Origin of the sequence: Curtobacterium sp. PsM8 (assembly GCF_030433875.1) — a bacterium.
Taxonomy (GTDB): Bacteria; Actinomycetota; Actinomycetes; order Actinomycetales; family Microbacteriaceae; genus Curtobacterium.
In genome coordinates this window covers 25,537-48,144 of the sequence record NZ_JARUXD010000005.1, presented here as the reverse complement: position 1 = coordinate 48,144, position 22,608 = coordinate 25,537, and the positions used below count along the sequence as shown (strand labels likewise).

General features: G+C 72.6%; 23 protein-coding genes. 22 read left to right on the top strand and 1 reads right to left on the bottom strand.

Features of this window, described 5'->3' with window-relative positions:
* Window positions 1-6 precede the first annotated feature (6 nt).
* From folP to QCD68_RS01895, 22 genes are all read left to right on the top strand, one after another.
* Window positions 7-969 carry a dihydropteroate synthase gene (gene folP / locus QCD68_RS02000; RefSeq protein ID WP_301221821.1) on the top strand — a complete coding sequence of 321 codons (963 nt, stop codon included), beginning with the start codon at window positions 7-9 and terminating at the stop codon, window positions 967-969.
* Window positions 966-1,385, top strand: a complete 420-nt coding sequence (gene folB, locus QCD68_RS01995; protein ID WP_221849038.1) for a dihydroneopterin aldolase — start codon at window positions 966-968, stop codon at window positions 1,383-1,385. The genes folP and folB overlap by 4 nt, the downstream gene beginning before the upstream one ends.
* Window positions 1,382-1,912, top strand: a complete 531-nt coding sequence (folK, locus tag QCD68_RS01990; protein WP_301221820.1) for a 2-amino-4-hydroxy-6-hydroxymethyldihydropteridine diphosphokinase — start codon at window positions 1,382-1,384, stop codon at window positions 1,910-1,912. Before folB ends, folK begins: the two co-directional genes overlap by 4 nt.
* Complete coding sequence (locus QCD68_RS01985; RefSeq protein ID WP_301221819.1) at window positions 1,909-2,388, top strand: DUF3180 domain-containing protein; 480 nt, start codon at window positions 1,909-1,911, stop codon at window positions 2,386-2,388. Before folK ends, QCD68_RS01985 begins: the two co-directional genes overlap by 4 nt.
* A 67-nt stretch (window positions 2,389-2,455) precedes the next feature.
* Window positions 2,456-3,037 carry a PH domain-containing protein gene (locus QCD68_RS01980; RefSeq protein WP_301221818.1) on the top strand — a complete coding sequence of 194 codons (582 nt, stop codon included), beginning with the start codon at window positions 2,456-2,458 and terminating at the stop codon, window positions 3,035-3,037.
* Between the two features lie 7 nt (window positions 3,038-3,044).
* The gene (locus tag QCD68_RS01975; RefSeq protein ID WP_301221817.1) at window positions 3,045-4,817 is read left to right on the top strand and encodes a PH domain-containing protein; all 1,773 of its coding nucleotides are present in this window, start codon (window positions 3,045-3,047) and stop codon (window positions 4,815-4,817) included.
* A complete protein-coding gene (locus tag QCD68_RS01970) occupies window positions 4,814-5,506 on the top strand; it encodes a Rossmann-like and DUF2520 domain-containing protein (RefSeq protein WP_111075252.1) in 693 nt (230 codons plus the stop codon). Before QCD68_RS01975 ends, QCD68_RS01970 begins: the two co-directional genes overlap by 4 nt.
* Window positions 5,507-5,725: 219 nt before the next feature.
* Window positions 5,726-7,258: a lysine--tRNA ligase gene (gene lysS, locus QCD68_RS01965; protein WP_301221816.1), complete on the top strand. Its 1,533-nt coding sequence runs from the start codon at window positions 5,726-5,728 to the stop codon at window positions 7,256-7,258.
* Between the two features lie 62 nt (window positions 7,259-7,320).
* Entirely contained in the window at window positions 7,321-7,524 is a 204-nt protein-coding gene (locus QCD68_RS01960) for a hypothetical protein (RefSeq protein ID WP_301221815.1), read from the top strand.
* 177 nt (window positions 7,525-7,701) lie between these two features.
* Window positions 7,702-8,487 (top strand): BtpA/SgcQ family protein, encoded by a 786-nt coding sequence (locus QCD68_RS01955; protein ID WP_221849032.1) that lies wholly within the window; start codon window positions 7,702-7,704, stop codon window positions 8,485-8,487.
* Window positions 8,484-9,662: an SIS domain-containing protein gene (locus QCD68_RS01950; RefSeq protein ID WP_301221814.1), complete on the top strand. Its 1,179-nt coding sequence runs from the start codon at window positions 8,484-8,486 to the stop codon at window positions 9,660-9,662. The genes QCD68_RS01955 and QCD68_RS01950 overlap by 4 nt, the downstream gene beginning before the upstream one ends.
* Window positions 9,655-10,578: a carbohydrate kinase family protein gene (locus QCD68_RS01945; protein WP_301221813.1), complete on the top strand. Its 924-nt coding sequence runs from the start codon at window positions 9,655-9,657 to the stop codon at window positions 10,576-10,578. Before QCD68_RS01950 ends, QCD68_RS01945 begins: the two co-directional genes overlap by 8 nt.
* Entirely contained in the window at window positions 10,575-11,297 is a 723-nt protein-coding gene (locus QCD68_RS01940; protein WP_301221812.1) for an aspartate/glutamate racemase family protein, read from the top strand. The genes QCD68_RS01945 and QCD68_RS01940 overlap by 4 nt, the downstream gene beginning before the upstream one ends.
* Complete coding sequence (locus QCD68_RS01935) at window positions 11,294-12,889, top strand: amidohydrolase family protein (RefSeq protein ID WP_301221811.1); 1,596 nt, start codon at window positions 11,294-11,296, stop codon at window positions 12,887-12,889. The genes QCD68_RS01940 and QCD68_RS01935 overlap by 4 nt, the downstream gene beginning before the upstream one ends.
* On the top strand, window positions 12,886-13,824 hold the full coding sequence (locus QCD68_RS01930) for a polysaccharide deacetylase family protein (RefSeq protein ID WP_301221810.1): 939 nt from the start codon (window positions 12,886-12,888) through the stop codon (window positions 13,822-13,824). The genes QCD68_RS01935 and QCD68_RS01930 overlap by 4 nt, the downstream gene beginning before the upstream one ends.
* Entirely contained in the window at window positions 13,821-15,674 is a 1,854-nt protein-coding gene (locus QCD68_RS01925) for an oligopeptide/dipeptide ABC transporter ATP-binding protein (RefSeq protein ID WP_301221809.1), read from the top strand. Before QCD68_RS01930 ends, QCD68_RS01925 begins: the two co-directional genes overlap by 4 nt.
* Entirely contained in the window at window positions 15,671-16,525 is an 855-nt protein-coding gene (locus tag QCD68_RS01920; protein ID WP_301221808.1) for an ABC transporter permease, read from the top strand. The genes QCD68_RS01925 and QCD68_RS01920 overlap by 4 nt, the downstream gene beginning before the upstream one ends.
* Before the next feature lie 4 nt (window positions 16,526-16,529).
* Window positions 16,530-17,456 carry an ABC transporter permease gene (locus tag QCD68_RS01915; protein WP_301221807.1) on the top strand — a complete coding sequence of 309 codons (927 nt, stop codon included), beginning with the start codon at window positions 16,530-16,532 and terminating at the stop codon, window positions 17,454-17,456.
* A 68-nt stretch (window positions 17,457-17,524) separates the two neighbouring features.
* Window positions 17,525-19,114 (top strand): ABC transporter substrate-binding protein, encoded by a 1,590-nt coding sequence (locus tag QCD68_RS01910; RefSeq protein WP_301221806.1) that lies wholly within the window; start codon window positions 17,525-17,527, stop codon window positions 19,112-19,114.
* A gap of 90 nt (window positions 19,115-19,204) precedes the next feature.
* Complete coding sequence (locus tag QCD68_RS01905) at window positions 19,205-19,861, top strand: GntR family transcriptional regulator (protein WP_221849022.1); 657 nt, start codon at window positions 19,205-19,207, stop codon at window positions 19,859-19,861.
* Window positions 19,862-19,976: 115 nt separating this feature from the next.
* Window positions 19,977-20,108, top strand: a complete 132-nt coding sequence (locus QCD68_RS01900) for a hypothetical protein (protein ID WP_258366217.1) — start codon at window positions 19,977-19,979, stop codon at window positions 20,106-20,108.
* 357 nt (window positions 20,109-20,465) lie between these two features.
* Window positions 20,466-21,518, top strand: coding sequence for a sigma-70 family RNA polymerase sigma factor (locus QCD68_RS01895; protein ID WP_301221805.1), 1,053 nt, complete (start codon window positions 20,466-20,468; stop codon window positions 21,516-21,518).
* Between the two features lie 108 nt (window positions 21,519-21,626).
* Here QCD68_RS01895 and QCD68_RS01890 read toward each other — a convergent pair whose 3' ends face one another.
* On the bottom strand, window positions 21,627-22,559 hold the full coding sequence (locus QCD68_RS01890) for an NAD(+)/NADH kinase (RefSeq protein WP_111075231.1): 933 nt from the start codon (window positions 22,557-22,559) through the stop codon (window positions 21,627-21,629).
* Window positions 22,560-22,608 lie beyond the last annotated feature (49 nt).

The window sequence follows — 22,608 nt, the reverse complement described above, 5'->3', positions numbered from 1 at the left end:
GCCGGCATGACCGACCTGCCGACGAGACGGTCGCGTCGGCTCGCCGAGGTGAGCCGGGCCCGCGAAGCAGCAGCAGCGCCGGCGACGGTCGCGATCGACCTCCGAGCACCCGCACCGGTGCCGGAGATCGTGACCGGCCGTCGCCGCGGTCGCTCCACCCCCGAGGGCACCCGCGTGATGGGGATCCTCAACGTCACGCCCGACTCGTTCAGTGACGGCGGGTTGCACCTGGCCGTCGACGCCGCCCTCGAGCACGCGCGGCACCTGGTCGCGGCCGGAGCCGACCTGGTCGACGTCGGCGGGGAGTCCACCCGGCCCGGTGCCGAGCGGGTCCCCGTGGACGTCGAGCAGCAGCGGGTCCTGCCGGTCGTGGCGCAGCTGGCGTCCGAGGGCATCGCGGTGAGCGTCGACACGATGAACGCCAGCACCGCCGAACGTGCCGTCGAGCTGGGCGCCGTGATCGTCAACGACGTCTCCGGTGGGCTCGTCGACCCCGACATGTCGCGGGTCGTCGCCGAGACCGGAGTCGGCTTCGTCGTCATGCACTGGCGCGGCCACAGCGACCGGATGTACCGCAACGCCGAGTACACCCACGCGGTGGAGGAGGTCCGGCGCGAGGTCGAACTCCGGGTCGCGGAACTCATCGTCCTCGGCGTGCGCCAGGAACAGGTCGTCATCGACCCGGGCCTGGGGTTCGCCAAGCGGGGACAGCAGAACTGGGAGATCCTGGCGGGCTACGAACGCTTCGCCTCGATCGGCCTGCCCGTCCTGGTCGCCGCCTCTCGGAAGCGGTTCCTCGACGGCGTCGGCAGCACGGCCGGGGCACCCCCGGTCGAACGAGACCTGGCCACGGCGGCGATCAGCCTGCTCGCGGCCGAACGCGGCGCCTGGGGCGTCCGCGTGCACGACCCGGCGCCGACCCGCGCCGTACTCGACGTCTGGGACGCCTGGAGGGCAGCTCGATCATGAGGGACACCATCCGCCTCGTCGGAGTCCGCGCACGCGGACACCACGGGGTCTTCGACCACGAACGCGCCGACGGACAGGACTTCGTCGTCGACGTGGCCGTCGAGGTCGACGCGACCGCCGCCTCCGACTCCGACGACCTGGCGGAGACCGTGCACTACGGCGTGCTCGCCGAGCAGGTCGTCGCCGAGATCGAACGCGACCCGGTCGACCTGATCGAGACCCTGGCCGAACGGATCGCCGCGGCGGTCCTGACGCACCGGGCCGCGCTGGCGACCGAGGTCACGGTGCACAAGCCGCAGGCCCCGATCACCGTGCCGTTCACCGACGTGTCGATCACCATCCGACGCGAGTCCCCGGTGCCGACCGACGACCCGACGACGGACGACGAGAGCGACCCGCTCGAGGAAGAAGAGTGACGCGCGCCGTCATCGCCCTCGGTGCGAACCTCGGTGACCGGGGGAGCACCCTCCGCGCCGCCGCGGCCGCCGTCGCCGCGCTGCCCGGGGTCCGACCGGTGGCGTCCAGCCGTGAGGTCGAGTCCGTCGCCCTGACCCTGGACGGCCTCGACACGACGAAGCCGCGCTACCGGAACGGTGTCGTGGTCGTCGAGACCGACCTGGAGCCGCAGGAGTTGCTCGACGCCCTGCACGGCATCGAGGACGAGCACGGCCGCACCCGCGAGGTCCGCTGGGGCGACCGGACGCTCGACCTCGACGTGATCGCCGTCGACGACCGCCGCATCGACACCGCCACGCTGACCGTCCCGCACCCGCGGGCCCACGAGCGGGCCTTCGTGCTCGCGCCCTGGGCGGACGCCGACCCGGAGGCGGTGCTGCCGGGCCACGGGTCCGTCGCCACCCTGCTCCAGACGTTGGGCGACGACACCGAGCGGGTCGACGAACCGCGACTGTTCGAGACCGCCGAGCCGGAGCCCACGCCGTGAAGCCGACCCGGGCCTCCACCCTGATCGGCGTCGCGGTCGTCGCGGCCGTCGCCGGGTTCGCCCTCGACACCGCCCTGACCGCACGCCAGTCCCCGACGCTCCTGATGTCGGTGCCGCTCGGGCTGACGCTGGTCTTCATCGGCATCGCGCTGCTGTTCATGGCCTCGCCGATCCGCCGCCAGACCCGAGGTCGGAACGACGGTCGCCGGGTGGACCCGATGTACGCCACGCGGGTCGTGTTCCTCGCGAAGGCGTCGAGCATCTGCGGGGCGCTGTTCGGGGCGTTCGCGCTCGGGTTGCTCGTGTACCTCCTGTCCCGGTCCGTCCTGCCTTCGCTAGGCTCGACCCTGCCGAACGCGGTGGCGTTCGGCGGCGGGATCGTGCTCACCGTGTGCGCCCTCGTCGCCGAGCGGATGTGCATCGCGCCGCCGCCGGACGACGACGACCACGACGGACGGGGCACCACCACGGCGTGACCGGCCTGGTCGGTCGACGATGACCGAGCAGCGCAGGCCGACCGAGCAGCGCAGACCAGGAGACCCGATGCCGACCCAACTGGACGAACCCGGCCGGATCGACGACGGGCCCGCCGACAGCCGGCCCGGCGGTGGCCGCCGACTCGACGAACCAGGTCTCGGCCTGCGCGACATCACGTGGACGCGGGTCTCGGCGAAGCTCGTCTGGACCGACCTCATCGCGGCGATCGTCATCGGCGGCGTCGTCACCGCGGGCCTGGTGCTCATCGGCGTCGCCAGCGGTGGGACGGGTGGCTCGGCCGGGCTCGTCTGGTTCGTGATCGCCGCGGTGGTGGCCGTCATCGCGATCGTCACCGCAGCACTCACCCCGCGCCGCATCCGGTCGATCGGGTACGCCCTGCGCGACGACGACCTGGTGCTCCGCCGCGGACTGATGTGGCAGCGCTTCACCGCGGTGCCGTACGGCCGCCTGCAGCTCGTGGACGTCAACCGGGGGCCGCTCGACCGGGTCCTGGGCATGAGCGAACTGAAGTTCGTCACCGCGGCCGCGTCCTCGAACATCCGCATCCCCGGCATCCCCGCCGCCCAGGCCGACGAGTTGCGCGACCGACTCGTCGAGCTCGCCGAGTCCCGTCGCGCCGGACTGTAGGCCGCACGTGTCGTTCCGACCGGACGCCTCGATGCCCGCGCCGCCGCGGAAGGGCGACGCCGCCGCGGCCGCGCCCCTGACCGACGGCGAGTGGCACCGGCTGCACCCGCTGACGCCGCTGCTCAAGGGCGGCATCTTCCTCGTCGTGATCCTGGGCTACGTGCTCAACAACCTCCGTGACCAGATCGTCGAGGTCTTCATCCCGGGCGAGGGCGGGCCGCAGGAAGAGGGCGACCCGGTCCGCTACGTGTACGAGCACGGCGTCGTCGGTTGGGTCCTGCTCGGCATCGTGGTGCTGCTCCTGGTGCTGATCGGCTTGTTCTACCTGTCCTGGCGGATGCACGAGTTCCGGGTCACGGGCGAGATCGTCGAGGTCCGCTCGGGCGTCGTCTTCCGCACGCACCGCAAGGCCCGGCTGGACCGGATCCAGGGCATCAACATCTCGCGGCCGCTGATCCCGCGGCTCTTCGGCACCGCCAAGCTCGAGGTCGCGCAGGCCGGCAACGACGCCAACGTGCAACTCGCCTACCTCGGGGCCAAGGCCGCGGACGACCTGCGGCAGCGCATCCTGGTGCTCGCCTCGGGCGCGAAGGACACCGACCGACCCCGGTACGCCGGTGCGAGCGGTGGCCTCCTGCAGGACCGCGTGGACGAGTTCCTGGCACCCGAGCTCGACCCGGACGCGGTGCACGCCACCCGCGTCGTCCGCGTCCACCCCGGCCGGCTGATCGGGTCGATGCTGCTCTCCGGCACGACCGTGGTGATCCTGCTGCTCGTCGTCGCGATCATCGTCAGCATCAGCCTGACCGGGCAGTACTTCCTGCTCGTCTCGCTGTTCCCGGCCGTCATCGGCGCCGGCGGCTACTACGTCCGCAAGTTCTCGAAATCGCTGCGGTACACGATCGCCGACACCCGGGACGGCATCCGGATCGGCTTCGGCCTGTTCTCGACGTCGAACGAGACCCTGCCGCCCGGCCGCATCCACGCCGTGAGCGTCGCGCAGCCGCTGCTCTGGCGTCCGTTCGGCTGGTGGGACATCCGCATCAACCGGGCGACGAACGCCGGCAACGGGGCCTCCACGAACCAGCAGGTCTCGTCGATCGTGCTGCCGGTCGGCACCGCCGCCGAGGTCCGGCAGGTCCTCGAGATCATCCTGCCCGAGCTGGTCGGATCGGCCGTCGTCGGCCCGGAGGCGTCGATGGAACGGATGCGCGAGGGCTCCGCCGAAGCGGTCGGGGTCGTCGACGACAGCCTCACCACGAGCGGTGACCGCGGCGGCTTCGTGCACTCACCCCGTCGGGGCCGCTGGCTGCGCCCGCTGTCGGCGTCCCGCAACGGCTACCGCTTCGTGCCGGGCGCCGTGCTGCTCCGGCTCGGAGCCGTCTGGCGCTCGCTCGTGGTCGTGCCGCTGCCGCGCGTGCAGAGCGTCAAGGTGACGCAGGGTCCGCTGGAGCGCGCGCTCCGCCTGGCCTCGGTCCACGTGCACACCGTCAGCGGTCCGGTCTCCGCGCGCGTCGGGGCGCTCGACGCCGGGGACGCGCAGCGCCTCTGGTCCGGCACCACCGAGCGGGCCGTCGAGGCTGCCGCGACCGACACGTCGCACCGCTGGCGTGACGGCCAGGAGGCCCGACCCACCGCCGGTACGCCGGGTCGCCACGCGCAGGCGCCCACGTCGGCACCCGGGCAGTGGACCGGTGCCGCGCCCGCCGCACCGGCGTGGTTGACGCAGGACGGGCCTCCCGTCTGGACCGGTGTGCCGGCACCGGAGGCCGTGCGATGAGGGCCGGCCGGCTCGGCATCGGGATCATCGGCGCCGGACGCGTCGGCCCCGTGCTCGGTGCCGCGCTCGCGAACGCCGAACACGCCGTCGTCGGGATCACCGCCGTCTCCGATGCCGGACGCGACCGCGCCGAGGCGATGCTCCCCGGTGCGCCGGTCCTCGGCACGCCGGAGCTGGTGGAGCGGAGCGAACTCGTGCTCCTGGCCGTGCCGGACGACCAGCTGCCGTCGCTCGTGCAGGGGCTGTCGGACGCGGGGATCTGGCAGCCGGGGCAGCTCGTCGTGCACACCAGCCCGGACCACGGGGTCGACGTCCTGGCGCCGGCGATGCGTGCCGGGGCGATCCCGCTCGCGATCCACCCGGCGATGGCCTTCACCGGCACGAGCATCGACCTGTCCCGGCTGCGGGACGCGTACTGCGCCGTGACCGCGCCCGGGCCGGTGCTGCCGATCGCCCAGGCCCTGGTGGTCGAGATGGGGGCAGAGCCGTTCGTCGTCGCCGAGCGGGACCGGCCCGCCTACGCCGACGCGGTCCGGGCGGCGGTGAGCTTCTCGACGGCGATCGTCGACCAGTCCGCCGGCACGCTGTCGGGCATCGGCGTGGAGCACCCGGGGCGGGTGCTCGGGGCACTCGTCCGCTCCGCCGTCGACAACGCGCTGACGGCGGCCGACGGCCAGTCCGTGATCTGACGCGGGGAGTCGGGCTGCGGCGCCCGCTCCGCGGTCACCGCCGACGGCCGCGAGGCCGACCGGTCGCAACTCCCCGCTCACGTCCGTCGAGTGGTCACCATCTGTCGCTCGGGACGGGCTGAACCGACGTTCTGCGACCGATCGTGGGCCGGAGGCGGCGGGCGGGGCCGGACCGGTAGCATCGACGCGATCCCCCACGACCTCCGGAGCCGCACCCGCATGACCGACGAGACCGCCCCCGCCACCACCGAGACCGCGGTCGCCGACGCCGCCGCACTGGCCGAGCAGGAGACCAGCGAGCAGCGTCAGGTCCGGCTGGACAAGCGCGCGCGCCTGCTGGAGTCCGGGATCGAGGCCTACCCGGCCGAACTCCCGATCACCACGACGATCCCCGCGGTCCGCGCGCAGTACGAGCACCTCGAGACCGGCGAGGAGACGCAGGACGTCGTCGGCGTCGCCGGCCGCATCGTGTTCTCGCGCAACACCGGCAAGCTCTGCTTCGCCTCGCTGCAGTCCGGCGACGGCTCACGCATCCAGGCGATGGTGTCCCTGGCCGAGGTCGGCGACGAGTCCCTGGCCCGCTGGAAGGAGTTCGTCGACCTGGGCGACCACGTGTTCGTGCACGGCCGGGTGATCTCCTCCCGCCGCGGCGAGCTGAGCATCATGGTCGACGACTGGGCGATCGCGGCGAAGGCGATCCTGCCGCTGCCGAACCTGCACAACGAGCTCAACGAGGAGACCCGGGTCCGCCAGCGGTACCTCGACCTCATCGTGCGCGAGGACGCCCGCAAGACCGTCCGGGCCCGCGCTGCCGTGATGTCCTCGCTCCGCGACACCTTCACGTCGCACGAGTACCTCGAGGTCGAGACCCCGATGCTGCAGACCCAGCACGGTGGCGCCTCCGCCCGCCCGTTCGTCACGCACTCGAACGCGTTCGACACCGAGCTGTTCCTGCGCATCGCACCCGAGCTGTTCCTCAAGCGGGCCGTCGTCGGGGGCATCGACCGGGTGTTCGAGATCAACCGGAACTTCCGCAACGAGGGTGCCGACTCGTCGCACTCGCCCGAGTTCGCGATGGTCGAGGCGTACCAGGCGTACGGCAACTACGAGCAGATGGCCACCCTGACCCAGGAGCTCGTGCAGAACGCCGCCCGTGCGGTCACCGGCGGCTCCCTGGTCGTCACCCTGCCCGACGGCAGCGACTACGACCTCGGCGGCGAGTGGGCACGACTCGACATGTACGAGTCCCTGTCGGAGGCGTCCGGTCACGAGGTCACCCCCGAGACGCCGCTGTCCGCGCTGCAGGCGCTCGCCGACGCCGAGGGTGTCGAGGTCGCACACGCCACGCACGGCAAGTACGTCGAAGAGCTGTGGGAGCACTTCAACGGGGACAAGCTGTACGCCCCGACGTTCGTGATGAACTTCCCGGTCGACACCTCGCCCCTGACCCGGCAGCACCGCACCCGGCCGGGCGTCGTCGAGAAGTGGGACCTCTACGTCCGCGGCTTCGAGCTCGCCACGGCGTACTCGGAGCTCGTCGACCCGGTCGTGCAGCGTGAGCGCTTCGTCGAGCAGGCCACGCTGGCTGCCGGTGGCGACCCCGAGGCGATGCGCGTCGACGAGGAGTTCCTGCGGGCCCTCGAGCACGCGATGCCGCCGTCGGGTGGCATGGGCATGGGTGTCGACCGGCTGCTCATGGCGATCACCGGCCTGGGCATCCGCGAGACGATCCTCTTCCCCCTGGTCAAGTAGGGACCCTCATGAAGGAGGGCCCTCGTCACGGAGGGCCCAGCGGGGCGACGTACGATGGGACCATGCCGCATGGAATCGTCTCCGGAGTCGTCTTCGCCCTGACCCCGACGATCCTGCTGGGTGTCATCTTCTGGTTCATCATGCGCGCGATCATCCGTGCCGACCGGACCGAGCGGGCCGCGTACACGAAGATCGAGGCCGAAGAGCGTGCCCGGTTCGAGCGTGAGCGTGGCGTGACGTCGACCGCACCTCCGACTGCGGACTGACCGTATACAGGCTGTTCTGCCCCGACTGATCCAGGCGAGACTGCTCGCAGCCCGGAACAAGCCACACGGCTCCTGAGCAGGGCTTTTCTCTGCTGGACTAGAGTCCACGGCCGCGCTTCATCTGGCTGAAACACGCGTTCATGCGACCGAAACGCGGAACTGTATACCGTTTCGCTCGTGCCTCTCGCCCCGTTCCGCCTCGTCGGAGTCCTCCACCTCCCGCCCCTGCCCGGCGCCGTGAACTACGCCGGCGTCCCCGTCTCCGCGATCGCCGAACGGGCCGCTGAGGACGCCGCCGCGCTCGTCGCCGCGGGCTTCACGCACGTGATGGTGCAGGACGCCAGCGACATGCCCCAGGCGGTCCGCGTCGACGCCCCCACGGTCGCCGCCCTCGCGGTCGTCGGCGCTGCTGTCACCCGGGCCGTGGACGTCCCGGTCGGCGTGGTCGTCGGCCACAACGACGGCCCGAGCGCGGTCGCGATCGCCCACGCCATCGGTGCGACGTTCGTGCGGGTCAAGGTCCTCACCGGCGTCTCGGTCGGCCCGACCGGCTGGATCGAGGGGTGCGCCCACGACGTCGCGACGATGCGCCGCCGACTCGGAGCGGACGTCGAGGTCTGGGCGGACGTGCACGAGGCCACGAGTCTCGCCCTGGCCGGCAGCCCTGCGTGGGCCGCCAAGGAGGCGCACGACTTCGGCCTCGCAGACGTACTCGTCGTCACCCGGGACAGCGGGGTCGCCGACGCCCTGGACGACATCGAACGACTGCGAGCCGTCGCCGACGTGCCGTTCGTCGTCGGTGGCCGGGTGACGCTCGACACCATCGACGACGCCGTCCGCCGGTCCGACGGCGTGGTGCTCGGCAGCGCCATCAAGCGCTCGAGTGCCCCGGACGCCCGCATCGACCCGGAGACCGCCGCCCGCTTCGGCCGGGCCCTCGACACGACAGGACACCGCGCATGACCGCCACCCCGCCGAGCCCGTTCATCGGTGTCGACAGCCCGCTCGACGCCCGGCAGCAGCAGGTCGTCGAACGCGTCTCCGCCGCCGAGCACGCTTCGATCGTCGCCCTGCCCACCGACCACCCCCTCGACCCGAAGCGTCGTGCCCGGGACGAGGCGACCCTCCCGGAACTGATCGCCCAGCCGGACCGGATCCGCGAGACCCTCGCCGCGAACGACGAGGACCTGGACGAACTCGCCGCCCTCATCGCCCGATCCGAGGTCGACCGCGTGTTCGTGACCGGCGCCGGGGACTCGCTCGCCGTCGCGATCGCGGCCCGGCAGGTGCTCGAGCAGATGCTCCGGGTGCCCGTCGAGCCGGTGCAGAGCCTGGAGCTCGCCTACTACGGCGCCCCGCTCGTCACCGAGCGCAGCGTCGTCATCGCCCTGTCGAGCTCGGGGGAGACCACCCGCACCGTCGAGGCCGCGCTGATGGCTCAGCACGCCGGTGCCCTCGTCGTCGCGATCACGAACACGACGGGCTCGACCCTGGACGTCGAGTCCGCACGCACCCTGCGGCTCCGGGCCACCCGCGTGGGCTGGCCGACCCAGTCCTCGACGACCGCCCTCGCGCTGCTGCTCGACCTCGCCACGCGGGTCGGTGTGCTCGCCGGGGTGCCGGCGGCCGAGGGGCTCCGCCGTGAGCTGGCGGCGGTGCCGGAGCTGATGGAGCACGTCATCGCGACCACCGAGCCCCGCCTCCGCGCGATCGCCGAGCGGGAGCAGAGCGCGGGCACCTTCCTGTTCTCCGGCGCCGGCCCGAGCTGGGGCAGCGCGATCATCGGCGCCGCGAAGGTCAAGGAGTGCACGCCCGACCACGCCGAGGCGATCCAGGTCGAGGAGTTCCACCACTACAACTCGCTGAAGCGCGGCGAACCGATCTGGGTCATCGCGCCGGCCGGGCCGTCCGTGCCCCGGGCCGTGCACACCGCCAGCGAGGCGAAGCGGTTCGGCGGTGCGGTGTACGTCGTCACGACCGAGGGTGTCGACGCCTTCGACGCGATCGCGGACGAGGTCGTCGTGGTCCCGGCGATCGCCGAGGCACTCAGCCCGCTGCTCACCGTCCTGCCCGCACAGCTGACCGGGTACCTGCTCGCGATGGCGCAGTTCACCACCGCCGAGGCCCGGCATGGCTGACTCGCTGCTCTGCATCGGGAACCTGACCATCGACGACCTCGTGGTCGGTGGGGCGACGACGACCGCACTCGGTGGCGACGCGCTCTTCGCCGCCCTGGCCGCCCGTCGCGAGCTGACGGACGTCCGCATGCTCGCACCGGTGGGGACGGACCTGCCGGCCACGCTCCTCCAGGCCGTCGTCGACCGCGGCATCCGCGTCGAACCGAGCCGCCCGCGTGCCGGCCGTACGGTCCGGAACCGCGTGACCTACGCACCCGACGGCAGCCGCACGTGGGACCTGCTCGACGGCGAGGCCGCGTTCGACGCCATGTCGGTGTACCCGGCGGACGTCGGAGCCGACGCCCTGACCGCGAACGGCGTCCTGGTCTCCGCGATGTCGCTCGGCGCGCAGCTGGCGCTGGGGCCGTGGCTCCGCGAGCGGACCGACGCCACCGTCCTGCTCGACCTGCAGGAGGACTACGTGCTCGGCCACGAGGACGAGCTGCTCGCGCTGCTCGCCACCTGTGACGTGTTCCTGCCGAGCGAGGTGGAGGCCGTCCGGCTCGCCGGCACCACCGACCTGGAGGCCGCGGCTCGGCGGTTCCTCGAGGCCGGCCCCGACGTCGTCGTCGTGAAGACCGCCGAGCGCGGATGCCTGGTCGCGACCGCCGCCGGTGTGGTCACGGTGCCGACCGACGCCGTCGAGCCCGTCGACTCCACCGGCGCCGGGGACGCGTTCTGCGGGGCCTTCGCCGCCGCGACCGTCCGTGGCGCCGACCCGGTCGAGGCCGCGCGGGCCGGTGCGGCCGCAGCGCGCGTCGCGATCGGGGCACACGGGGTGGCGGGGCTGCTCGCCGACACCGAACCGACCCGAGCGGGCGCGGCGACGACGCCGGCGCCAGCAACAGCCACATCGACGACGGGAGCGGTCCGGTGACCGAGGTGCGCATCGTCAACCCGAACACGAGTCAGCCGATGACGGACGCCGTCGCGGCCGCGGCCCGCGCCGTCGCCCGCCCCGGTACCACCGTCACCGCCAGCTGCTCGACCACCGCCCCCGCGTCCGTCGAGACCGCCGTCGACGAGGTCTTCGGCGCCGCCGGCGTCCTCGCCCAGGTCGAGCGCGGCGAGGCGGACGGCGTCGACGGGTACGTCATCGCCTGCTTCGGCGACACCGGCATCGACGCCGCCCGCGAACGCGCCGCCGGCCCCGTCGTCGGCATGACGGAGGCCGCACTGCAGGCCGCCGCGCTCGTCGCCCACCGCTTCACCGTGATCACGATGCCGCCGCGGACGATCGCGATGACCGACCGCGTCGTCCGCGCCCTCGGGCTCGGCCACCGCTGCACCGTGCGGGCCGTCGACGTCGCGGTCGCGGACATCGAGTCCGGTGCCGGCCCGGCCTACGCCGCGTTCGCCGAGGAGGCCCGCACCGCCCTGGCGACGGACGGTGCGGAGGCCGTGGTGCTCGGGTGCGCCGGCCTCACCGATCTCGTCGGTGCGCTCCGCACCTCGCTCGGGGTACCGGTGATCGACGGTGTGGCCGCGGCGACCGTCGCCGTCGAGGGACTCCTGGCGCAGGGCATCACGACGTCCCGCGCCGGCACCTTCGCCGAGCCCGTCGGCTCCGCCACCACCCGGGAGGTCTGGGGATGAGCGTCCTGTTCACCGACGTCCTGCTGTGGGCGCCCGAGGAACCCTCCGGCATGACCGGTCCGACCGACCTGCTGGTCACCGGCACGACCATCGCGGTGGTGGGGCCGACCGCGCGGGCCGCGGCGCCCGCCGACGTCCGGGTGGTGGACGGCCGCGGGCACCACATCGTGCTGCCCGGGCTCGTCAACGCGCACTTCCACTCGCCGGCGAACCACCTCAAGGGTGCGTTCCCGAGCCGGCCGCTCGAGACCTTCATGCTCTACGAGTCCCCGTCGGACCCTGCCCTGACGCCGACCCCGCGGGAGGCGTACCTCCGGACGATGCTCGGCGCGCTCGAGATGCTCCGCACCGGGACGACCAGCGTGCAGGACGACGCGTTCCTCATGCCGACGCCCGACCCAGAGGTCATCGACGCCGTGATGCAGGCGTACGCGGACAGCGGGATCCGGGCCTCCGTCGCGCTCGACCAGCCGGAGCTGCCCGACGTCGAGAAGCTGCCGTTCCTCGACGACATCGGGCTCGACGGCCTCGGCGCCGACGAGGCGACGACCCGCGCGCTGCACGCCCCCGCCGCCGCATCGGCCGCGGACCTGCTCGACGCCTACGACCACCTGTTCCGGACCTGGCACGGGGCGGCCGACGGTCGACTCACCGCGGCCGTGTCGATCTCCGCTCCGCAGCGGGTCTCGCCGGAGTACTTCGGCGCACTCGACGACCTCAGCCGCACCCACGACGTGCCGCTCTTCGCCCACATGCTCGAGACCCGCACGCAGCGTGCCCTCTCGCACCCGTCGAGCGGCCAGCCGCGGTTCGCCGGACGGAGCCTGGTCCGCTACACGGCGGACCTCGGGCTGCTCAGCGACCGGGTGAACGTCATCCACGCGGTCTGGGTCGACGACGACGACCTCGACCTGATCGCCGCGGCGGACGCGGTCGTGGCGCACAACCCGGTGTCGAACCTGCGGCTCGGCAGCGGCGTGATGCCGTTCCGCGCGATGCGGGACCGCGGCATCCGGGTGGCACTCGGCGTCGACGAGGCGATCTGCGACGACACCGTGAACACCTGGGGCGTCGTCAAGCAGGCCGGTCTCATCCACACCGTCACCGGCGACGACCCGGACCGCTGGCCACGACCGGCCGAGGTGCTCGAGGCACTGTGGGACGGCGGGGCCGCGGCCATGCGCCGTGACGGCCGGACCGCGCTCGGCACGGTCGGCCGGATCGCGGTCGGGGCGGAGGCCGACCTCGCGCTCCTCGACCTGCATGCGCCCGCCTTCACCCCGTTCAACGACCTGCGGGGCCAGCTCGTGTACTGCGAGTCCGGCACCAGCGTCCGGATGACGGTCGTCGCCGGGACGGTCGTCGCCGAGGGAGGCCGGGTCACCTCGGTCGACGAGGACGCCCTGCTCGCAGAGGCCCGCGAACTCCACGCCGCCCGCCGCCCCGCCCTCGAGCGCACCTGGGCCGACGCCGACCGGCTCCGCCCCGCCTACGCCGCCGTCGTCCGCCGTGCCGCCACGACCGACCTCGGCCTGCCCGACCGCGGCATCGCACCCGCACACCGGACCACCACGAACGGGATGACCGCATGAGCGCCGACGACACCCTCCGGGCCACCGCGCCGGGGCACGACCTCTGGCCCTACCGGCCGATCACCGCTCCCGGCGGACCGGCCTGGCCGGACGGCAAGCGCCTGGCCGTCTACGTCGCGGTCGGGCTCGAGGAGTACCGGTTCGGCGTCGGCCGGACCGAGGACATCGTGCCCGACGTCGCCGCCCCCGACCTCGTCAACACCTCGTGGCGCGACTACGGCAACCGCGTCGGGGCGTTCCGGCTGCTCGAGCGACTGGACCGCGCCGGCATCCCGCCGACCGTGCTCCTCAACACCGCCGTCTACGACACCGCACCCGAACTGATCCGGGCCGCGCGGGAGGTCGGCGCCGAGTTCATCGGGCACGGCACGTCGAACTCGGACTCCCTGGTCGGCATGTCCGCAGCCGGCGAGGCCGCGTACCTCGCCGGGGTCGCCGCCCGCATCACCGCCGAGGAGGGCGCCGCCCCGGGCGGGTGGTCGAGCCCCTGGCTCAGCCACACCACGTCCACGCTCGACAGCCTGGCCGGCACCGGGTACCGGTACCTGCTCGACCTCCGGCTCGACGACCGGCCCGTCACCGTCCCGACCCGCAACGGCGACCTGCTCGTGCTGCCGTACGCGCTCGAGGTGAACGACAGCACGACCGTCGTCGGTCGAGGTGCGTCGGCCACCGAGTTCGCCGACATGGTGGTCGACGAGTTCGACGAGCTGCTCGACCGCTCCGCCGACCAGCCGCTCGTGATGAGCGTCGTCGTGCACTCCTTCATCTCCGGCGCTCCGTTCCGGCTGCGGGCCCTCGACCGGGCGCTCCGGCACATGACGGCGCACGCCGACCGGGTCTGGTTCACCCAGCCCCGGGCGATCGCCGCGCACCTCGCCGCAGCCGAGACAGCAGCCGGATCCGTCGCCCAGACCAGGGAGCCGACCGCATGACGACCGCGACGATCCGCGACCTGCACGTCTCGCTCGAGCGGGACGGGGCACGGTCCGAGGTGCTCCGCGGCATCGACCTGGACGTCGCCCCGGGCGAGATCGTCGGGCTGGTGGGGGAGTCCGGCTCCGGCAAGAGCATGCTCGCGATGAGCCTGCTCGGCCTGCTGCCGGACGCCGCCCGACCCGAGGTCACCGGCGAGGTCACCGTGCAGGGCACCGACATGGTGCGCGGCACCGACGCCGAACGCCGGGCAGCACGACGGTCCTCGCTCGGCGCCGTGTTCCAGGACCCGATGACCTCGCTCAACCCGACGATGCGGATCGGTCGGCAGATCACCGAGGCCGGCCCCGACCGTGCCGGTGCGGTCGCGCTCCTCGACAGCATGGGCGTCCCGGACCCCGACCTGCGGTTCAGCGTCTACCCGCACGAACTCTCCGGCGGACTCCGGCAGCGCGTCATGGCCGCGATCGCGATGGCCGGTCGCCCGGCCCTGATCGTCGCGGACGAACCCACGACCGCGCTCGACGTCACCGTGCAGGCGCAGCTGCTCGACCTGCTGCAGGAACTCCGCGACGACCACGGCTGCAGCGTCCTGCTCATCACCCACGACCTCGGTGTCGCCTCGCGCATCGCCGACCGGATCGCCGTCATGTACGCCGGCCGTCTCGCCGAGGTCGGACCCACTGCCGCGGTCCTCGGCACCCCGGCCCACTCGTACACGGCGGGTCTGCTCCGCTCGCGGCTGTCCCTCGCACTCGACCGGGACGCCCGGCTCCCCGCACTGCCGGCCGACACCCTCGACCCGGCCGAGCGCCTGGTCGGCTGCCCGTACCGCGCCCGGTGCCCGCTCGCCGTCGCCCGGTGCGCCACCGAGATGCCCGGCCTCGACGCCTCCGTCCCGGCGCCCGACCACGCCGCCGCGTGCTGGCGGGACGCCGACACGGTCCGCGCGACCGGGGCCCTGCCGGACGCGGCCAGCGCACCCGGGGTGACCGGCGCGGACGACGCGGGGCGGGCCTCCCGGCCGACAGTGGAGGACCGGCCCACGCAGGCAGACCGATCCACCACCGGCGCAACCGTCGCACCCGGCGCGACCGCCGCGTCCACGCCCGCGGACGGGGTCGTCGTCGAGGACCTCGTCTGCACCTACACGACCGGCCGCGGACGCCGCGCCCGCACCGTGGAGGCCGTCCGCGGCGTCAGCTTCCGGGTGCCAGCCGGCCGGTCCCTCGCGATCGTCGGCGAGAGCGGATCGGGCAAGTCCACCGTCCTCCGCGCCGTCGCCGGACTCGTCCCGGCCCGGTCCGGACGCATCACCGTCGCCGAGGGCGGCGCGCAGATGGTCTTCCAGGACGCCGGGTCCTCGCTCACCCCGTGGATGACGGTCGGCGAGACCCTCCGCGAACGACTCGTCCCCGCCCGCCTCGGCCGCACCGAGACCGACCGACGCGTCGCCGAGGCGCTCGACGCGATCGGCCTGCCCGCCACCGTCGCCCGCCTGCGCCCCGCCGACCTGTCCGGCGGCCAGCGGCAGCGGGTGGCCCTCGCCCGCGCGACCATCGTCCGGCCCGCGGTCCTGCTCTGCGACGAACCGACGAGCGCCCTCGACGCCTCGCTGGCCGCCGTGACCCTCAACACCATCCGTGACATGCGTCGGGAGCTCGCCATGACCGTCCTGTTCGTCACCCACGACCTGGCCGTCGCCCGGCTGATGGGCGACCACATCGCCGTCGTCGAACGCGGCCGGGTCATCGAGGCCGGACCCGCCGACACGGTGATCCACGACCCGCAGGAGCAGTACACCCGGACGCTCGTCGCGTCCGTGCCCGAGATCGCGGTGCCCGCATGAGCGCCGCCGTCGTCGCCCCGCGCTGGACGCTCCGGCCGACCTCGGGCGTGCACGCCGGTCGGCGCACGGCCAAGGCGCTCGTCGGGCTCCTCGTCGCGCTCACCGTCCTGGCGCTCGTCGCCCGGCTGATCGCACCCGACGACCCCATCCAGCCCGTCGCGATGGCCCAGCTGCCGATCGGCACCCCCGGGCACCTGTTCGGCACCGACTCGATCGGGCGGGACGTGCTCTCCCGCACGTTGTTCGGCCTGCAGACGTCGTGGCTGTCGGCGCTCGCCGTGGTGGCCGTCGGGCTCGTCGTCGGCGGGGTCGTCGGCGCCACCGCGGGGGTCGCCGGCGGCTGGCTGGACAGCGTGCTCATGCGGGTCACCGACCTGTTCCTCGCGCTGCCGTCGACCCTCGTGGCGATCGCGATCGTCGCGGCCCTCGGCCCGGGTCTGACGAACACCCTCGTCGGCATCTCGGTCGTCTGGTGGCCGTACTACGCCCGGATCATCCGGTCCGAGGTCCGCGCCACCGTCACCCGCCCGCACGTCGAGGCCGCCCGGCTCGCCGGTGTCGGGCGTGCCCGGCTCGTCCTCCGGCACGTGCTGCCCGGCGCGGTCCCGACCGCGATCGTGACGGCGAGCCTGGACATCGGCAACGTCGTGCTGCTGCTCGCCGGGCTGTCGTTCCTGGGCCTCGGGCAGCCCGCACCCGCGGCTGAGCTCGGCGCGGACACGGCCGCCAACACGCAACTGCTGCTCAGCGCCTGGTGGGTCCCGGTCGTGCCGGGTGCCGCCGTGCTCCTCCTGAGCCTCGTGTCCAACCTCGCCGGTGACGGCGTCCGCACCCTGATCGCCCGGAGGTAGCGCCGTGGTCTCGTACGTCCTCCGCCGCATCGGCTCGCTCGTCGTCGTGCTGCTCGTCCTCAGCGTCGTGGTGTTCCTGCTCCAGCAGGTCTCACCCGGGGACCCGGCCCGGGCCGCGCTCGGCGCCAACGCCTCCCGGTCCGCCGTCGACGCCGAGCGGCAGCGGCTCGGGCTCGACGACCCGCTGCCCGTGCAGTTCCTGCGGTTCGTCGGGGGCGCCCTGCACGGCGACTTCGGCACCTCGTTCCGGACGCACCGCCCGGTCGCCACCGATCTGGCGTCGGCGGTGCCCGCCACCGTGCAGCTCGTGCTCGCGGCGTTCGCGATCGCCCTCGTGCTCGCCGGGCTGTTCGCCGCGTCGGGTGCCCTGCGCTGGCCGTTCTCCGGCGTGTACCGCGGTGTGCTGCTCGTCGGGGCGACCGCGCCGCCGTTCCTGCTCGCCCTCGGCGGCATCATCCTGTTCTACGCGCAGCTCGGGTGGCTGCCGGCCTCCGGGCAGGGCGACGGCGGAGTCTTGTCGGAGCTGTCGCACCTGGTCCTGCCGGCCACCGTGCTGGCGATCGCGCCGGCCCTGGCCATCGGGCGGATCCTGCGCTCCGGCTTCGAGACCACCCTGGTCGCCGACCACGTCCGCACCGCCCGGTCGAAGGGGCTGGGCGAGGAGACGATCCTGGCGCGCCACGTCGTCCGGAACGCCGTCGGCCCGGCCCTGGCGATGTCCGGCCTGCAGCTCGGGTTCATGTTCGCCGGCGACGTCGTCGTCGAGCAGGTCTTCAGCTGGCCCGGCATGGGCAGTTACCTGGCGAACAGCATCCCGACGTCGGACTACCCGGCGATCGCCGCGGTGACCCTCGTGCTCGGCGCGGTCTACGTCGTCGTGAACACCGTCGCGGACCTCCTGCAGACCGCCGCCGACCCGCGCCTCGCCTGACCTCCCCCCCACCACCCCGCACCCTCACCTGCTCCACCTGTGCCCCACCGCCCTGAAGGAGATCCCCCGTGCAGCTCACCACCCTCCGGCGTCGCACCCGCGCCGCCCTGGTCGCCGCGGCCGCCGTGCCGTTGCTCGTCCTCACCGCCTGCTCCGGTGCCGGTGCCGCGGCCCCGAACGCCGCCCCGACCGACGGCACCCTGACCGTCGGCCTGCTCGGCGACATCGGTCAGCCGCCGGACCCCGACATCTACTACGCGAACAACGGCCTGGCCATCGTGCTCAACGCGTACGAGGGACTCGTGCAGTACGCGAACGACACGGACAAGGTGCAGATCGCGCCGCGGCTCGCGACCTCGTGGCAGGTCAGCGACGACAACACCGAGTACACGTTCCACCTGCGGAAGGGCGTCACCTTCCACGACGGGACCCCGTTCACCTCGGCGGCCGTGCAGACGGCGTTCGACCGCCGCATCGCCGTCAAGGGCGGCGCGGCCTACATGGTCGAGGGCGTCAAGAGCGTCGCGACCCCGGATGCGCAGACCGCGGTCGTCACCCTGAAGAGCCCGAACTCGGCCTTCCTGGACTACCTGGCGTCACCGTTCGGCCCGAAGATGGAGTCGCCGACCGCGCTCCGTGCACACGCCGGCTCCGACGACGCGCAGACCTGGCTGCAGACCCACGACGCCGGCACCGGCCCCTACGAGATCATCGCCGCGGACCCCGGAAGCTCGTGGACGATGAAGCGGTACGACGGCTACTGGGGCACCAAGTCGCCGTTCACCACCATCAAGCTGCCGATCTACTCGGACGTGTCCGCGCTGCAGCTCGCGTTCGACCGCGGCGACGTGTCGACCATCGTCGCGGCGCTGCCGTCGTCGAGCCTGTCGAAGTACCAGGACAGCAAGCAGTTCTCGAGCACGATGCTGCCGACGCTGCAGTCCGCGCTGGTCACGGTGAACCCGACCAAGTCGTTCTTCGCCACGAAGGAGGCCCGGATCGCCTTCCTGCAGAGCATCGACCAGAAGAAGATGGTGCAGCAGGTCCTCGGCAGCCGCTCCGAGCCGGCGACCACCCTGTACGCCAAGGGCATGCTCTCCGACGGCTCGGACAAGCAGGAGACCACGTACGAGCCCGGGGCGATGAAGGCCTACGCCAAGGGGCTGCCCGCCGGCACCACGATGACGATCGGCTACGCCAGCGGCAACACCAACGCGCAGCAGATGGCGAACATCCAGGCGGCGGCACTGCAGGGTCTCGGGATCAAGGCCACCGCGAAGTCGTACCCGACCTCGCAGGTCTTCGGGTGGATCAACGACCCGACGAGCGGACCGGATGCGTTCTTCGACGGCAACAACGGCCCGGACGGCGGCTCCCCGTACATGTGGGGGCACGTGTTCTGGGACAAGTCCGGCGGCATCAACTACTTCGGGTGCGACGTGCCCGCGGTCGACAAGACCCTGGACCAGGCGCTGCAGACCGGCGACGAGTCGCTCTACGGCAAGGCAGCGCAGCAGTACGCCGCGACCGGCTGCTACTACAACCTGTCCTACAACAAGGACTGGGTCGTCTCGCAGAAGTGGCTGACCGGCGTCGCGGCAGCGCACAACATCGGCGCCAACGAGCTCGACTTCAGCAAGCTCGGGCTCCAGAAGTGACACGCGGGGCACCGGGGAGCAGCCCCGGTGCCCCGTCTGGTCCCCGTGAACCCCGGTGGACCGCCGCCCGAGTCTGCGAAGGTTGACCCGATGACCACCACCGAGCCCGCACTGTCGCTGCCGCGGCAGATCCACGCGCGCCTCCGCGAAGCGATCATCCGCGGCGAGTACCCCCAGGGGCACAAGCTCGCCGAGACGCGGATCGCCGAGGAGCTCGCGGTGTCCCGCGTGCCCCTGCGCGAGGCCGTGCCGATGCTCGAGGTCGAGGGCTTCGTCACCAGCACACCGCGTCGTGGGGCCGTGGTGTCGACATGGACCTCCCGGCTCATCCACGAGCTGTTCGACCTGCGTGAGGTGCTCGAGGTCGGGGCCGCCGGGCACGCCGCCCGTGCGGTCGGTCGGGGAGTCCCGACAGACGAATTGGAGGCGGCGCTCGCCTGGTCGCAGAGCGTCGTCGAGGACGGGGACCCGTACCGCATCGCAGAGGCGAGCACCCGGTTCCACGAGGCGATCGTCGCGATGACCGGCAACAGCCTGCTGCAGGCCTCGATGCGCTCCGTCTCCGGCCGCGTGCAGTGGCTCTTCTACCTGACCAGTGCGCTCGACGTGCACGACGCCTTCCACGACCACGTCGAGCTCGCCGCCGCGATCGCCCGGGGCGACGAGCGGATGGCCGAGGCGCTGGCCTACTCGCACATCGAGCGCGACCGCACCCCGTCGTTCGCGGTCCTGCACCCGCCGGCCTGACGGACCGGGCTGCCGGCCGACGCCGTCCCGGGTGGGGCTGACCCGGGAGGGGCCGACACCGAGCCGACAGCCCGTGTTCACCCCGCCGACGCCCGACGGTGTGACCATCGTCGGCATGTCCATCCTGCATCCCACCGCGTCCCGCAGCCTCGTCGGTGACATCGAGAGCGAGTACGACGAGTTCGACCGCGACCCGGACCTCGAGGTCTCGAAGAACCGCGACGGATGGCTCGAGCCGTCGTGGTGACAGCGGGGTCATGACCCCCGCACGGGTACTCCTTCGGGGTACGTCAGCTGGATCGTCGGATCCGGTGCGACGTACCCCTTTTTCGTTGTCCGGAACGCGTTGCACCCCGGGGTACACGTGTCCCCCTCGGCGCGCAGCACGAGTCACACCGTTGTGATTCCTCGCCGATCGGCAGCACAGCGCGGATCGAGCGTGAGAGCAGCCCGGGCGAGCTGTACCCCGCACCGATGTCCCCCGATGACGAAGCACGGAGAAGCCTGAGAATCGATCGTGGTGGTTTGTGGGGTACACCCCCGGCCCGCCAAACTCGGTCTCAGCCCACGAAGGACAACACCGTCACAGGCAGGGAGAGTCACCATGGCGATCGCAACGGCCGCACCCAGCACCACCTCGCGCCGCACCAAGAAGGCAGCGCCCAAGACCACCTCCGCCGAGGCCACCACGCTCGACACCGTCGCCGAGGTCGAGGCCGACGAGCAGCTCGCCGGTGTCCGCGGTGCGTCCGTCGACCAGGTCGGCGACTACCTGCGTCACATCGGCCGGCTCGCCCTCCTCACGGCTGAGGAAGAGGCCGACATCGCCCGCCGCATCGAGGTCGGGCTGTTCGCCGAGGAGAAGCTCCACACCGAGACCGGCCTCGAGAAGTCGCTCGAGCGCGAACTCCGCTGGCTCGTCCGCGACGGTGAGCGTGCCAAGGAGCGCATGATCACCTCGAACCTCCGCCTGGTCGTGAGCATCGCCAAGCGCTACTCCCAGCGCGGCCTGCCGTTCATGGACGTCATCCAGGAGGGCAACCTCGGTCTGGTCCGTGCGGTCGAGAAGTTCGACTTCACCCAGGGCTACAAGTTCTCGACCTACGCCACCTGGTGGATCCGCCAGGCGATCTCGCGTGGTCTCGCCGACAAGGCACGCACGATCCGCATCCCGGTGCACACGGTCGAGCTGATCAACAAGATCTCGCGCACCGAGCGTGACCTCACCGTCGACCTCGGCCGTGCGCCGATGCCGGAGGAAGTGGCCGCCGAGCTGAGCATGAGCGTCGAGGAACTCGTCGACCTCAAGGGCCGCTCGCACGAGCCGGTCTCGATCCACACGGTCGTGGGCGACTCGGACGACAGCGAACTCGGTGACTTCATCGAGGACGAGGACGCCGCGAGCCCCAACGAGCTCACCGAGACGACGCTGCTGCACCGCGACATCCGCTCCATCGTCGCCGAGCTGCCGAGCGACGAAGCCAACGTGATCCGCATGCGCTACGGCCTGGACGACGACAAGCCGATGACGCTCGACGAGATCTCGAAGATCGTGCACACCACGCGTCAGGCCGTCAGCCGCGTCGAGTCGCGTGCGAAGCTCCGCCTGTTCGCGAAGGCCGTCTCGCAGGACATGCAGCTGTACCTGACCGAGTAGGTCACATGCGAAGGCCCGTCCGGTGTGAACCGGGCGGGCCTTCCGTCGTTCCACGGGCCTCCCGTCCGGCGGTGCGCGCGACGCGTCGGACGGGAGGCGCGGATCGCGTCAGTCCTCGGTCTCGCGGTGCAGCTTCTGCCGCAGGTCGTGCGGGATCAGCTCGATGAGCTGGTCCGGACGGAGCGGCAGGTCCAGGAGGCCGAGCTTGAGGCGGCCGGTCCGGCCGTGGCGTTCGGCGTCCAGGCGGACCACGCTGCCGGCGTCCTTCCGGAGCCGGACCTCGAGCTGCGCGCCGGTGGCGACCTCGCCGACGACGAGCCCGTCGACCTCGAGGGCGGCGCTGCGGGTGCCCTCGGCGATGTCGAAGCGGTAGCGCTCCCGGGCGGCGAGGACCACGGAGCGGTCGATCCCGGCCATCGGCGCGACCGGGGTCACGACCGAGCCGGACAGCGCGGGGGAGAGCACTGGGCCGCCAGCGGCGTAGTTGTACGCGGTGGAGCCCGCCGGGGTCGAGGCGACGATGGCGTCCGCGCGGTAGTAGCCGTACCCGAGCCCGCCGACGCTGAGGTCGGCGGAGACCTGGCCGGCGCCCGGGCGTCGGACGATCGTGATGTCGTTGAAGGCCAGGTAGTCCGTGCGGGATCCACCCCACGAGAGCCGGGCCTCCAGCGCGTGGTGCGGTTCGAGCTGGTACTCGCCGGCGGAGAGCCGTTCGAGCGCGGACTCGAGCTCGGGCGGTTCGATCTCGACCAGGAAGCCGACGTTGCCGTAGTTGACCCCGAGCACCGGCACCGGGCGGCGGGCCACGAGTCGCATGGCGCCGAGCATCGTGCCGTCGCCACCCAGTGCCACGACCAGGTCGACGGTGTCGGTGAACTCGTCGTCGTCGACGGCGTCGATCGCGCTGCCCAGGCGTGCTGCGTCGATCCGCCGGGCGACCAGACGGCCGGCACCGGACGCGTTCCAACGGTCCAGGACCTCGACGGACTCCTGCACGTTCTTCGACGGGTGGACGACGAGGCCGACGACGGGCTGCTCCATGCACCGGATCGTACCGGTGGCCCCTCGGCGTCGGCGGATGCTCTCACCG